Annotated in this window: 10 protein-coding genes; 3 read left to right on the top strand and 7 right to left on the bottom strand. The window is 75.8% G+C overall.

Annotation, left to right across the window (positions count from 1 at the left end; translation table 11 throughout):
- The first annotated feature begins 30 nt into the window (after positions 1–30).
- On the top strand, positions 31–420 hold the full coding sequence (locus ACFCLZ_RS34340; RefSeq protein ID WP_380281802.1) for a hypothetical protein: 390 nt from the start codon (positions 31–33) through the stop codon (positions 418–420).
- A gap of 42 nt (positions 421–462) precedes the next feature.
- Here the strand turns inward: ACFCLZ_RS34340 and ACFCLZ_RS34335 are convergent, their stop codons facing one another.
- The 7 genes from ACFCLZ_RS34335 to ACFCLZ_RS34305 form a co-directional block, all read right to left on the bottom strand.
- On the bottom strand, positions 463–1,464 hold the full coding sequence (locus tag ACFCLZ_RS34335) for a hypothetical protein (RefSeq protein WP_380281801.1): 1,002 nt from the start codon (positions 1,462–1,464) through the stop codon (positions 463–465).
- A gap of 4 nt (positions 1,465–1,468) precedes the next feature.
- Complete coding sequence (locus ACFCLZ_RS34330) at positions 1,469–1,843, bottom strand: hypothetical protein (RefSeq protein ID WP_380281800.1); 375 nt, start codon at positions 1,841–1,843, stop codon at positions 1,469–1,471.
- 19 nt (positions 1,844–1,862) lie between these two features.
- A complete protein-coding gene (locus tag ACFCLZ_RS34325; RefSeq protein WP_380281799.1) occupies positions 1,863–4,961 on the bottom strand; it encodes a CHAT domain-containing protein in 3,099 nt (1,032 codons plus the stop codon).
- 159 nt (positions 4,962–5,120) lie between these two features.
- Positions 5,121–6,500 carry a geranylgeranyl reductase family protein gene (locus ACFCLZ_RS34320; RefSeq protein ID WP_380281798.1) on the bottom strand — a complete coding sequence of 460 codons (1,380 nt, stop codon included), beginning with the start codon at positions 6,498–6,500 and terminating at the stop codon, positions 5,121–5,123.
- A 188-nt stretch (positions 6,501–6,688) separates the two neighbouring features.
- Positions 6,689–7,789: a calcium:proton antiporter gene (locus tag ACFCLZ_RS34315; protein WP_380281797.1), complete on the bottom strand. Its 1,101-nt coding sequence runs from the start codon at positions 7,787–7,789 to the stop codon at positions 6,689–6,691.
- A gap of 73 nt (positions 7,790–7,862) precedes the next feature.
- Complete coding sequence (locus ACFCLZ_RS34310) at positions 7,863–9,473, bottom strand: serine/threonine-protein kinase (protein ID WP_380281796.1); 1,611 nt, start codon at positions 9,471–9,473, stop codon at positions 7,863–7,865.
- Positions 9,474–9,480: 7 nt separating this feature from the next.
- Complete coding sequence (locus tag ACFCLZ_RS34305; RefSeq protein WP_380281795.1) at positions 9,481–10,278, bottom strand: serine/threonine protein kinase; 798 nt, start codon at positions 10,276–10,278, stop codon at positions 9,481–9,483.
- A gap of 314 nt (positions 10,279–10,592) precedes the next feature.
- Here ACFCLZ_RS34305 and ACFCLZ_RS34300 point away from each other — a divergent pair, with 314 nt between their 5' ends.
- Together ACFCLZ_RS34300 and ACFCLZ_RS34295 are read left to right on the top strand one after the other, a co-directional pair.
- Entirely contained in the window at positions 10,593–11,012 is a 420-nt protein-coding gene (locus ACFCLZ_RS34300; protein ID WP_380281794.1) for a hypothetical protein, read from the top strand.
- A 379-nt stretch (positions 11,013–11,391) separates the two neighbouring features.
- Complete coding sequence (locus ACFCLZ_RS34295) at positions 11,392–12,474, top strand: polysaccharide deacetylase family protein (RefSeq protein ID WP_380281793.1); 1,083 nt, start codon at positions 11,392–11,394, stop codon at positions 12,472–12,474.
- The last annotated feature ends 7 nt before the right edge of the window (positions 12,475–12,481 follow it).

Genomic DNA, 12,481 nt, shown 5'->3' with positions numbered 1-12,481 from the left:
CGGCCGCTCGACGACCGGGGGTGGTCAGCGATGACGGACCAGTGCGCCGCGCGGCGGATGCCGACGTCGGTCCGGCGGGCGGTCGTGTGCGTGTGGATCCACGCCGCGCTCAGCGGCTGCTCGGGCCTGCTGCTGCTCGGGGCCCTCGGCCGCAACCAGGGCGACGAGGTCGCGCTGGTGCGCTTCGTCGCGATGACCTCCGTCCTGGTCGGCCTGCTGCTCGGCACCTGCGCCGGCCTCGCCTCGCGCCGGGCGGGCTGGACCAGGACCACGGTGGCCGTCATCGAGGCGCTGTCCGTCGCCGTCGCCGTGCTCCTGGTGGCGACCGGCTCGTTCGCCGCCCTGACCGGCATCGCCCTCGGCGCGTTCGTCCTGCGGGCGTTCCTCTCCGCCGACGGGCGCGCCTGGTTCAGCGACTAGGGCGTGGCCGACGATTACCGCCCGCCGGCGCCGGACAAGGGGTCAGGCGCCCTTGCGGAAGATCCGGTTGAGCGCCCGGCCGACCTCGGGATCCACCGTGGAGTCCGGCGCGGGGCCCGGTACCGGGGCGGACGCCGGGTCCGGTACCGGGTCCGGTGTGGAGCCCACCGCGGAGTCCCGCGCGGACGCCGGGTCGCCGAGGCCGAACTCCGCCGCCAGCGTCTTCAGGTGCAGGTCGGCGGCCGATTCGACGAGCTCGGCGTGGAGCACCGCGGCGCGGCGGCCCCGGCTCCACGCGAGCAGGCCGACCACGAGCCCGATCAGCGCGGCGGGCCACCAGAACAGCCCCAGGGCGAGGTAGCAGGCCGCCCAGGTCGTCCCGTCGACGGCCGTGCCGAACCCGGCCCGTGAGGTGCGCAGCTCCGCCTGGACGGCGTCCGGCAGGACCAGCCACAGGCGGGTCCAGGCGGCGGCGAGGTCGATGCCGTACTGGTTGCGCAGCCGGGTGCCGGCTCCGGCGAAGCGGTCGCCGGTCATGGTCGGCCGCTGCGGCTGCGCGAGGGCGATCCGGTCGCGGAGCGCGGTGAGCCGGTCGATCTCCGCCCGGTTCGCCTCGTACGCCGGGTGACCCGGTGCGGGTACCGGCATCTCCTCCCGCAACGCGGTGATCCGGTCCTGGAGGTCGGTCCACCGTGTCCTGCGCCGGTCGGTCAGCCAGGTGGCCGCCCGGTCGGCCGGAGCGGGCCAGGTGCCCGTCCAGACCCGTTCGGCCGCCGTGGCGCAGGCCCGGACGAAGGCGCCCACGGCGACCGAACCCAGCACGGCGGCCCCGAGCACGGCGAGCTGCGCGACGGTCGACCACCCACCGGCCCGCGCCGCCTCCTGCTCGGCCCGCGCGCGCAGCGCGGCGAGGTCCAGCGCGTCGGTCTGGCCGAGCACGGCAGCCGCGGCCGAGGCCGCCATCAGCAGGAGCCCCGGGACGGCCAGGGCGGAGATCCACTTGTCGGCCAGCTTCTCGCCCAGGCCGTCGAGCACGGAGGACACCGGCTCACGCCCTGGTCGGCACGAGGGCGCGGTCGCGCAGCCAGCAGCGCCCTTGGGCGGGGATCGGCCCGCCCGGCTCGCGCACCTCGTGCAGTCCGCACCAGCCGTCGGGGCAGGAGTACCGCTCCCCCTCGGCGCGGGGCACCGCGTCGATGACCATGTCGGCCGGCCCCGGGTCCGCGTCGCGCACCGTCCCGGTGTCCTCCAGCACGTAGCGGGGGAGGTCCAGTCCGGCCACCGCCTCGTCGACGGGCGTGTCGGCCAGGACCGCCGTCACGGCCGCCCGCAACTCCTCCGCCCGCCCCTGGGCGGTCAGGTACTCCGTCAGGAACGGCAGGGCCGCGCAGAAGGCCGCCCGTCGGTTCCGGTCCCGGTTCATCGTTCTCCGTTCCGGGCCCTCAGGGCCCGCTGTGAATCATCGAGGCCCAGTACAGGGGCTCGCCGAAGTCGCGGTGCGCGCGCAGCGCGTCCACCGCCCGGTGCAGGACCGTCGCGGGGTCGGGGGCACCGGGCTCGGCGAGGAGCCGGTACACCTCGCGGGCGAGCAGGGGCGCCACCGCGTCGTCCACGGTCCACAGGCTCCCGACCACCTGCCGGTAGCCGCACAGCTGGAAGGCCGAGGCCACCGAGAGGGCCTCGTTGACGAGCTGCGCCCCGGGTGCCGCGCTGTGGCAGGCGGAGAGGTAGGCGAACTCCGCGCCGGTCAGCCGCTCCCCCGCGAGCCGGCTCAGCGCCAGGTCGCCCCCGTGCAGCAGGAGTCTGCTGTTCGACGGGTCGGCGCCGTCCCAGGCTCCGTGGCAGGCCAGGTGGACGTGGGTGTGGGTGCGCAGCGCCGCCAGGACGTTCCTGGGGGTGGCCTCGGCCGCGCGCAGTTCGCGGCGGCGCCCGGGCAGCTGCTCCGTCGCGGCCAGTTCGTCGTCGAGGCCGACCAGCGGCCGGTCACCGCTGCCCGCGTCCACGGCGACGGCGGCCAGCGACCTGCGGCCGGCGGGCGGCACCGGCCGGGAACGGGCGTGGAGCAGCGAACCCAGCGTCGGCACGTAGGAGGAGACGACCAGGTCCTGCGCGTACACCGGACGGCCGGGACGACCGCGCCCCTCCCCGGCGGCGTCCCCGGTCCGGGGCAGGACGGCCGCGTGCAGCGGCAGCCGGGCGAGCGAGCCGGTCGGGCACCACCACAACCGCGGCAGCGGCCGGCCCCCGTGCGGGCGGTCGGTGCCCAGCTTCGTGAGGACCGGCCCCACGACGGCGGCGCCCAGCCAGTGGAGGGTGTCCTTCAGGTCGCGGTCGCACCGGAGCTTGTCGGCGACGGTGGCGCCCGGGGCGGTGATCCCGGCGACGGCGGCCCGGAAGGCCTCCGCCCTGCGGTCGACCTCCTCGGCCGTGACGTCCCGCAGGGGCAGGACCTCGACCACGGTGCGGCCCCGCTGGGGCCGCAGCAGGAGGACGTCGCAGCGCAGGGCCGAGATGTTGACGACGGCGACGGGCCCCTCCGCGGCGGCCTCGCTCAGGCTGCTCCAGTTCGGCGGGCGGTGGAAGCCGCTCATGCCGGGCAGGCCGCGGATCTCGTCGACCACGGCGTCGAAGGCCTCCGCCGCGGTCCTGCGCCGTTCGGGGTCGAGCCGGGGTGCGACCAGCTCCCGGCACAACTCCTCGAAGGTGTCCGCGAGCCGGGGCGAGGCGGCGCGCAGCGCGTCCTGGCGGCCGCGCAGTTGGAGGGCCTGCGCGAGCAGCACGCCCCGGCCCTGTTCGAGCCGGACCAGCGCCTGCCGGGGGCGGCCGGCCTGGATCTCCACGGCCGCGGCGGTGTTGGCCAGGGTGTAGACCAGGCGCAGCCGGGCCTCCTGGGAGTCGCGGCCCAGCGCCCGGGTGGTGAGCTTGGGCAGCAGGTCGTCCAGTGCCACGCCGTAGGCGGTGCGGGACTGGTCCAGGTCTCCCAGGAGGGCGGCCATCGCCGCCCAGCTCACGGCGCCGTAGAGACGGGAGCGGATGTCCCAGGTCGGGGCGAGCGCCAGGGCCCGGCAGTGCGCGGCCGCCTCCGAGAGGTCGGGGGCGGCCCGCAGGCGCAGTCCCCGCTCCGCGAGCAGCTCGCCCAGTTCCAGCCGGGCGGCCTGCGCGTGCGGCCCGGGGTCGGCGGCCGGGCCCGCCACCTGCCGCAGGAGCGCCTCCGCCGTGGCGAGGTCCGGCTCCCGTCCGGGACGGCCGGCCCGCTCGCGCAGGGCGACCGCCAGCTTGATCAGCATGACCGGGTGGTCGTGCTGGGTCGGCGGGGTGACGGCCACCGCCTGCCTGAGGTGCTCGATCGCCTCGTCGAGCACGGCCGGGTCGTCACCCGCCCGTGCCCGCGCGGTCAGCACCGCTGCCAGGTTGGTGAGCCGTCGCCCGTGCTGCGGCGAGGCGGCGGTGGCGGCGGTGCACGCCCGGCGGGCGAGGCCGGTGGCCTCGTCCAGGTCGGCCGGGTCCTCGCTCTCGACGTACCTGTCGAGGTGGGACAGGGCGAGGAAGGAGCGGACGCTCGCGCGCATCTCCCGGTCGAGCGGGCCGGTCAGGGCCGTGCCGAGCTGGTCGATCGACTCGTTCAGGTCGTCGAGGTCGCCCTTGACCTCGAACCGCACCCGCAGGATCTGGCCGAGTTCGAAGCGGCGGCGACTGCGGTCCGGCTCGTCCGCGGCGGCGGCGACGGCGCCGCGCAGCCCGGCGATGACCCGGTCGAGTCGCGCCGGGTCGCCGTCCCGGTGGTAGCGGCCCATCTCGGCGTGCAGACCGTCGTCCGGTCCGACCGCGGCCGGTACCTTCGCCTGGACCCGGGCGATCTCGGCCAGCATCGTCTCGCGCTCGGGCGCCTTGTCCGACGGGACCGCGCCGAGCGCCCCTCGCATCAGCCGCAGGGCGGCGGCCCGCTCCTCCCCCGCACTGTCCGGGTCGTCCTCCAGGTCTGCCAGCGCGGCCAGGACCGTCCCCTGGTTGAAGACGAGATACGGCTCCGACTCCGTCCCGTGCGACCGCTCCGCGGCGCTGACCGCGAGTGCCGCGGCGCACAGGAGTCCGTCCGGGTCCCCGGCCTCCAGGCTGGGCAGGAACAGCGCGGTGCTGACCGTGTGCAGGATCTCGTGGGCCGGGACCAGCCGCGGCGGCACCTCCTCGAACATCCGCTGCCAGTGGGTGGGCACCGCTGCGGGGCGCAGTTCGCGAACCACCGCCAGGAGGAACTCGAACGCGTGGGACGCCCACCGCCGCTCCTCCGCGGGCAGGTGCGGCATCCGGGCGGCGTGGTAGCAGCCGGCCAGGAAGACCAGTTCGAGGTCGACGCCTCCGGGCCCACCGGCCTGATCAGGGGTCAGCCGATCCTGCGCGTCAAGGATCAGCGAGGCCATGGTGCGGTGATGATCGGCGCCCAGCACCGCCTCCGGCGGGTCCGAAGCGTAGGGCACCCCTTCGTCCGGCGCCGCCATCATCCGTCTGATCGGAGCACGGAACTTCTCGTCCAACTGAGGCATCAGCGGTTCCCCCCACTGTTCCCGCCGCGAACCGGCTGGCGCAGACCCTACCGCGCGGGACGCCGTCCTCGGGTGGGATCACGGAGCCCTCCCGGACGGCCGGGACACAGCGACGGCCGGCACCGGGTGGTACCGGCCGTCACCGGCGCGCGGCGGGGCTCAGCCCCGGCTGCTGGGGGCCAGCCGGCCGAGGACGTGGAGCAGGCGGTCCAGGGCGTCGCGGGAGTTGGGCTCGGTCAGGTTGACCATCAGCCGGAACGCCGCCCGCAGCAGGGCCGGGCTGCCCAGCCCGGCCGCCCCGGCGGCGCCCACCAGGCGCGGGCGGCTCAGCGCCGCGGCGGCGAGCCGGCCGAGCGCGAAATAGCCGTCGTAGGCGGCGCGCAGCGCCTGCGGATAGGCGCGCAGGGCCAGGTCGCGGCCGCGGTCGGTGCGCCGGGCGAGGGCCTGGACGATCGCCTCGGCGGCGTAGCGGCCGGACTCCATCGCGTAGGCGATGCCCTCGCCGGTGGCCGGGCTGACCGTGCCTCCGGCGTCGCCGACCAGCAACAGGCCGTCGGCGTAGTGGGGTTGGCGGTTGAGGCCCATCGGGAGGGCGGAGCCGCGGATGGGCTCGGTGACGGCCTCGGGGTGGTAGCCGTAGTCGGCGGGCAGGTCGTCGCACCAGCGGCGGAGCAGCTGGCGCCAATCCACCTCGCGGGGCACCGCGTCGGTGTCGACGACGCCGAGGCCGACGTTGGCCGTGCCGTCGCCCATGCCGAACACCCAGGCGTAGCCGGGCAGCAGGCGGCGGGCCGGGTCGGCGGGGTCGCGCAGGTCGAGCCAGGCCTCCAGGTAGCGGTCCTCGTGGCGCGGGGTGGTGAAGTAGGTGCGGTAGGCGACCCCCATCGCGCGGTCGGTGCGGCGGTAGCGCTGCATCGCCAGGGAGAGCCGGGTGGAGTTGCCGTCGGCGGCGACCACCAGGGGTGCGCGGTAGGTGACGGGCCGGCGCTCCTCGCCGAGGCGGGCGGTGACCCCGGTGATCCGGCCGGTCCGCTCGTCCAGCACCGGGCCCGCCACGTTGGCCCGTTCGACCAGGCGGGCCCCGGCCGCGGCGGCCCGGCGGGCGAGCAGTTCGTCGAAGTCGGCGCGGCGGCGGACCAGTCCGAAGCCCGGGAAGGCGGACAGTTCCGGCCAGTCGAGTTCCACCCGGCGTCCGCCCGCGACGATCCGCAGGCCGCGGTTGTGCAGCCAGCCGGCGGATTCCGAGACGTCGATGCCGAGGTCCACCAGCTGCTTCACGGCGCGGGGGGTCAGGCCGTCGCCGCAGACCTTCTCGCGGGGGAAGGCGGACTTCTCCAGCAGGAGCACGTCCAGGCCGGTGCGGGCCAGGTGGTAGGCGGCGGTGGAGCCGGCCGGACCGGCGCCGACCACGATGACATCGGCCGTGTCCACGCCGTTCCCGGGCTCGTCGGCGTCGGCGGACGGCTCCGCGGCGCCGGGCTCGTCGGCGGGGTCCGGCTGGTCGGGACGGGTGGACGACTGCTCTGCTGGGCCGGGCATGCGGCGCTCCCACGGGTGTCGGTCCTGCGGCGGACTCAGCGGATTCGGCGGACACAGACGATATGGACCGCGAACGCCGCACCGAACCCGACACGCGGGCATCGCGCCGCGAACGGGCCGGCGACCTCGTGAGGTCGCCGGCCCGTTCGCCCGCCCCGCGCGCTCCTGCGCCGTCGGAGGGCGGTGGCTCAGGGGGTGATCGCCAGTTCCACGTAGGCGGCCAGGATCGCCAGGTGCACCGCGCCCTGGAGCGGGGTCGCCCGACGCGGGATGACCGTCAGCGTGCCGACCACGATGGTCAGGGTGAGCAGCACCAGATGGGAGGAGTCCAGGCCGAGCACCAGCGGCCCGGAGAGCCAGTAGGAGGCGACGGCCACGGCCGGGATGGTCAGGCCGATGCTCGCCAGCGCCGAGCCGAGCGCCAGGTTGAGGCTGGTCTGCACCCGGTTGCGCTTGGCCGCGCGCAGGGCGGCGATGGTCTCCGGCAGCAGGACGAGCAGGGCGATCACGACGCCGACCACCGAGTTCGGCAGCCCGGCCGACTGGACCGCCGACTCGATGGTCGGCGACACGCCCTTGGCCAGACCGACCACCGAGACCAGCGCCACACCGAGCATGACCAGGCTGACGACGGCGGCCCGGGAGGTCGGCGGCTCGGCGTGGTCGTCCTCCTCGACCACCTTGCCGTCCGGGGTGACCGGCAGGAAGTACTCCCGGTGGCGGACGGCCAGGGTGGCCACGAACAGGCCGTAGAGCACCAGCGAGGCGGCGGCCGCGAAGGCCAGCTGGGCGGGCGAGAACTGCGGGCCGGGCGAGCTGGTGGTGAAGGTCGGCAGGACCAGGCTCAGCGTGGCGAGGGTGCCGATGCAGGCCAGCGCGGCCCCCGTCCCCTCGGCGTTGAAGACCGCCACCCGGTACTTGCTGGCCGCCACCACGATGGACAGGCCGAGGATGCCGTTGCAGGTGATCATCACCGCGGCGAACACGGTGTCCCGGGCGAGGGTCGCCGACTTGTCGCCGCCGTCGATCATCAGGGTCACGATCAGCGCGACCTCGATCACCGTCACCGCGACCGCGAGCACCAGGGAACCGAACGGCTCGCCCACCTTGTGGGCGATCACCTCCGCGTGGTGCACGGCGGCGAGCACGGCGCCCGCCAGGAACAGCGACACCACGCCCACCACCCACCCGGGGAGGTCGCGGTGCCAGGTCAGGGCGAGGACGGCGAAGGCCAGCAGGGGCACGACGATGGTCCACTGCGTGACGGCCGGTCGGAGCTTGGTGAACATGTCGCCGAGCATCCCATCCGGAAGCACAGGTTCCGCGGCGACGCCACCGGGGAGGCCGCGGATGTGGCCGACCTCATGACCCGGCCGCCGTACTCCCGCCGTACTCCGCGAGGTAGCCGAGGACCATGGTGACGTGCGGTTTCACCCGATCGGGTACACCGCCGGCGTCGGCGACGGTCTTGTCGCTCGTCCGGTAGCCGGCCGTCACCAGGGCGGGCAGCTCGGCGGCGGAGTAGCCGCGCTGCTTGAAGCGCTGGGCGAGCCAGCAGACGTAGCCGCCCATCGCGGCGATCGCGTCGTCCGGGTCCAGGTAGCTCTTGACGCCGTCGTGGTCGGCGTCCTGCGCCCAGGCGTTGAAGACGGAGGGCGTCCACATCGCCACGCCGTACTCCCCGGTGGCGGGGCGGGCGGCAGCCGGGTCGAAGCCGGACTCCGCCTTGATCATCGCGGCCAGCAGCACCGGGGTGACCTCGGTCTCGGGGCAGCGGCGGGCCGCGTCGTCGATCGGCCCGCGCAGTGCGGCGGGGACGTCGGCGTCGCGCGGGATCGCGCCGGGCCGCACCGCGTCGCGCACCGGCGGCGGCGCCCCGACCGGCGCGGTCGGCGCCGCCGGCTCCGGCGCGCCGGTGAGCGTGAGCAGAGCGGCCGTCCCGGCGAGCAGCGCCGCGCCGACGGCGGCGCGACGGCCCCGCCGCCGCCGTCCGGCGGTGCGGGCGGGGACGGTCGTCGCCGCGCCCGCCCCGAGCGCGTCCGCGAGCAGCGCCGCGAGGTCCACCTCCGCGCGCTGCCGCCGGTCGGCCGCCAGGCAGGCGGTGACCAGGGGCCGCCACCGCTCGGGCAGCGCGGCGTCCAGCCGCAGCGGGGCGCTGCCGCGCGCGTACGCCAGGGCGGCGAGCGAGCGGGCACGGGCGGTGGCGCCGAGGAACGGGTGCAGGCCGCCGGTCAGCAGTTGGTGGGCGAGGACGCCGAAGGCCCACAGGTCGGCGCTCGGGCGCAGCGCCACGCCGTGCGTGCCGGTCCGCTGGGACCACCACTCGGGCGGCACGTGGTCGGGCGAGCCGAGCGGCGGGGCGTAGGCGTGGGTGCCGTCGAGTTCGGCGGTCAGGCCGAAGTCGGCGAGCTTGGCGGTGCCGTCGGGCATCAGCAGGACGTTGGCGGGTTTGAGGTCGCCGTGCACCCAGCCGGCGGTGTGCATGTGGCGCAGCCCGGCGGCGACCTCGGCGAGGATCCGTCCGGCGTCCGGGACGGGGCGCGGCGCCCGGGCGTCGGCCAGGACGTCCTGGAGGCTGCGCGCGGCGCGCTCCATCACCAGGGCGAGCGCGCCGGCCAGTCCGGGGTGGGCCGGGTCGTCGAGGGTGGCCACGGCGAGGGTGCGGATCAGGTGGGGGTGGTCGGCGCGGCGGCTGAACCGCAGCTCGCGGCGGGCGAGCTGGAGCATGGTGTCCCGCTGGCCGGGGCTGAGCCGGCCGGGGTGGAGGACCTTGACGGCCACCTCGACCGGGCCGGCGCCGGGAGGTCCGGACCCGGGCGGGTCGCGGCGGGCGGCGTAGACGGCGCCCCAGGCGCCCGCCCCGATCCGCTCGCCCACCCGGTACCCCGCGACGCGGTGGCCGGGCGGCACCTCGAACCGCGGCTCGCCGTCCGGCGGTCCGGCCCGGTGCGGCCGGGCCGCGCGTGGTGCCACCGCCGGATCACCCGCCGCGCCGGGGCGGGAGCAGCGCCAGGTGCTCCTCCCGCACGAGGTCGAACCGCAGGGCCAGCGCGACGAGTTCCTCCCGCTTGCCGCCCGGGTCGGCCCGCTCCACCGGGTCGCGCAGCCGGAGCTTGCTGCCGACCAGGTAGTCGATGTGGTAGTTGACCGCCGAGCGGCTGAGGTCCCGGCAGGCCGGCAGGTCGCGCAGCCGTTCCACCACCTCGGTGGCGCCGGGCACGGCCGCCGCGGAGGGCGAACGCAGCCGCGGCTCGCAGAGCGCGAGCAGCACGAGGAAGTACTTGGCGGTCGGGTCCAGGGCGAACGGGCTGACCGTGTGCTCACCGTCCGCCGCGGCGGATTCCCCGGTCAGATAGGCGTGTTGGGGCGCGAAGACCTTGAACGCCACCGGCTCCCCGTGGGCGGGCAGCAGCACCCGGGAGATCTCGAACGGGACGGGCGCGCCGAGCCGCCCGGGCGCGACCTTGACGTGCTCGCCGGCACCTTCGAGGTTCTCGACGACGTAGGTGGCGGTGGCGCTGAAGTTGGAGAGCCGCCAGTAGTCCTCGGCGGCGGTGATCTCGCCGGCGCGGCGCGACACGCCCGGGTCGGGGATCGGCACGGCGGGCGGGCGGCCGGGCTCGCCGCGCCCGAACGCGGCCGTGTCGCCCGGCCCGAGGTGCAGCAGGGCCGGACGGGTGGGCGGGGCACTGCGGGGCGGCCGCGACAGGCGGGCGAAGCGGCGGTCGGACGGGGCCGGCGGGCGGGGGTCGGGCAACTGCACGATGACCGTGGTCATCCAGGTCACCTCCGTGGGTCGGCCCGATCGTAGCCGTCCGAACCATCCGGCGGCCGCAGGCCACCCGGACGAGTGAACGACGCGCCGGTGCCGACCAGTTGCGGCCTGACGTGTCGTCACTCGGGCCGCGGACGCCCGCACCGGGGCGTCGGCGGGTCGACACCTCACCGTAACCGCGATGTCACTGGCGAGATTGCTGTCCGTAGTTGAACGGTCACCATTAGTGTGATGCGGCACACATGGGGAACCTTAAATTTCTGTGCAAGACTCGTCCCGAAAGGCAAATTGCCTTTCATTCCAAGGAGGTTGACATCATGCGCGCTCGGATCGCAGCTCTGATGGTGGCGGCGGCAGGGATCACGGCGACCATGGCCCTTCCGGCCGCGGCCGTGACGACCGGGGCCGGCACCACGGCCGAGACCGGCACCACCGTGTGCACGACGGTGCTGAACCAGCCGTGCGTCTGGCACGAGACCGACGGTGCGGGCGTCGTCGGCGTCGCCCAGGTCACCGCCGACCCGGGTCAGTTGACGATCGTCAAGGTCGAGGTGCGCACCCAGCGCGCCTGGGGCAGCCCGTGGGTGACGGCCGCCTCGGCGACCACCTACGCCCAGGGCTTCGCCAAGGCCGTCACGCCCCGCGTGGTCACCGAGGACCTGAAGATAGTCTGCGCCACCGCGGGCCCCGCACTGGATGTGGCGCAGCAGGTGACCACCTGTACCAACCCCTTCTGACGCACCGGCCGACAGTGGCACATTGACGGGCCGGAGCCTCGCGCGCCCCGGCCCGGGCCGGCCACCGGGTCCGCAACCGGTGGCCGGCGCCGCCCCCTCGCGCCGCACCCGTCACCGCTCCCACCAGCCATCACTCAGGATGCTCACAGCCGTCGCTCAGGTCACCGGCCCGTCGGCAAATGCGCCAACCTCCCGTCGAAACCCGTTCAAGGCTCCCAACCCGGTTCGGAGCATGGGTTTTTGCACTATCTTGGGAATTCGTGGGGCGGGGCGGGCCGCCCACCCAGCAGGCGTGCGCCGACCGGCCGGGCCTGCCGGTGCAGCGTGCTCCACCCCCGCCAGCGCACCATCGCACGGGGAGGAAGGGGGGAGCGCGTCCATGCCCGAAGGAACCGCGCATTCGACCGGGGCCGCCGACGGCCCGAACACGGCCACGGCCACCGGAGCCACCACGGCCACGGCCACGAGCGCCGCGATCAAGACCACCGTCACCACGACCGCCACCACGACCGACGCACCGGGCGGCCGCCCGCCGCGCGCGCGGCTCGCCGGACGACGGGCCACCGTCGACGCCGTACTGCGCAACTCGCCGCTCCAGCCGCTCTTCCGGCTCGCGGCCCACCGGCGGCTGGCCGTCCTCGCCTACCACGGGGTGGACGATCCCCGGGTGTTCGCGCTCCAGATGGAACGCCTGGTCCGCCACGCCCACCCGGTCTCGCCGGCCGACGTCGAACAGGCGGTGCACAGCGGCCGGCCGCTGCCGCCGCGCAGCGTGCTGGTCACCTTCGACGACGGCGACCGCACGGTGCTCACCGAGGGCCTGCCCGTGCTGACCCGGCTCGGCATTCCGGCCGCCGCCTTCGTGGTCACCGACCTCATCGGCGGCGACCAGCCGTTCTGGTGGCGCGAGGCGGCCTTCCTCGCCGCGCACGGCGGCACCGCCCGCGACCTCGCCGACTGCCCGCCGGGCGGCGTGGTCCGCCGGATGAAGACGCTGGCCGACCGGGACCGCCGCACCGCCCTGGCCGAACTGCGGGAGAGCGCCGGGATCCACGCACCGCGCCAGGAGCAGCTCACCCCGGACGACCTGCCGGCGCTCGCCCGCGGCGGCGTCGCGATCGGCAACCACACGGCCGGCCACCCGTGCCTCGACCGGTGCGAGGACGACACCGTCCGGGCCGAGATCGCCGGCGCGCACGAGGCGCTCACCGGCTGGCTCGGCGCGGCGCCCACCGCCTTCGCCTACCCCAACGGCAACCTCGACCCGCGCGCCGAGGCCGAACTGCGCCGCCTCGGCTACCGGGTCGGCTACCTCTTCGACCACCGCCACGACCGACTGCTGCCGCCGCACCCGCTGCGGATCAGCCGGCTGCGGGTCAACTCGACCACCGGCCGGGACCGGTTCGACACCATCCTCTCCGGGCTCCACCCGGCCGTGCACCGCCTGCGCGGCGGCGCCTGACGGCGGG

It is taken from the genome of Kitasatospora purpeofusca (assembly GCF_042691725.1).
In the GTDB taxonomy this organism is placed as follows: domain Bacteria; phylum Actinomycetota; class Actinomycetes; order Streptomycetales; family Streptomycetaceae; genus Kitasatospora; species Kitasatospora purpeofusca_B.
Note: the sequence above shows the minus strand (reverse complement) of the source record. Positions and strands in the feature narration are given on the sequence as shown.

What these genes read in the sequence shown, in the direction of transcription:
- ACFCLZ_RS34340 (WP_380281802.1), top strand. Translation starts at nt 31, where the DNA reads ATGACGGACCAGTGCGCCGCGCGGCGGATGCCGACGTCGGTCCGGCGG.
- ACFCLZ_RS34330 (WP_380281800.1), bottom strand. Translation starts at nt 1,843, where the DNA reads ATGAACCGGGACCGGAACCGACGGGCGGCCTTCTGCGCGGCCCTGCCG.
- ACFCLZ_RS34325 (WP_380281799.1), bottom strand. Translation starts at nt 4,961, where the DNA reads ATGCCTCAGTTGGACGAGAAGTTCCGTGCTCCGATCAGACGGATGATG.
- ACFCLZ_RS34320 (WP_380281798.1), bottom strand. Translation starts at nt 6,500, where the DNA reads ATGCCCGGCCCAGCAGAGCAGTCGTCCACCCGTCCCGACCAGCCGGAC.
- ACFCLZ_RS34315 (WP_380281797.1), bottom strand. Translation starts at nt 7,789, where the DNA reads ATGTTCACCAAGCTCCGACCGGCCGTCACGCAGTGGACCATCGTCGTG.
- ACFCLZ_RS34305 (WP_380281795.1), bottom strand. Translation starts at nt 10,278, where the DNA reads ATGACCACGGTCATCGTGCAGTTGCCCGACCCCCGCCCGCCGGCCCCG.
- ACFCLZ_RS34300 (WP_380281794.1), top strand. Translation starts at nt 10,593, where the DNA reads ATGCGCGCTCGGATCGCAGCTCTGATGGTGGCGGCGGCAGGGATCACG.
- ACFCLZ_RS34295 (WP_380281793.1), top strand. Translation starts at nt 11,392, where the DNA reads ATGCCCGAAGGAACCGCGCATTCGACCGGGGCCGCCGACGGCCCGAAC.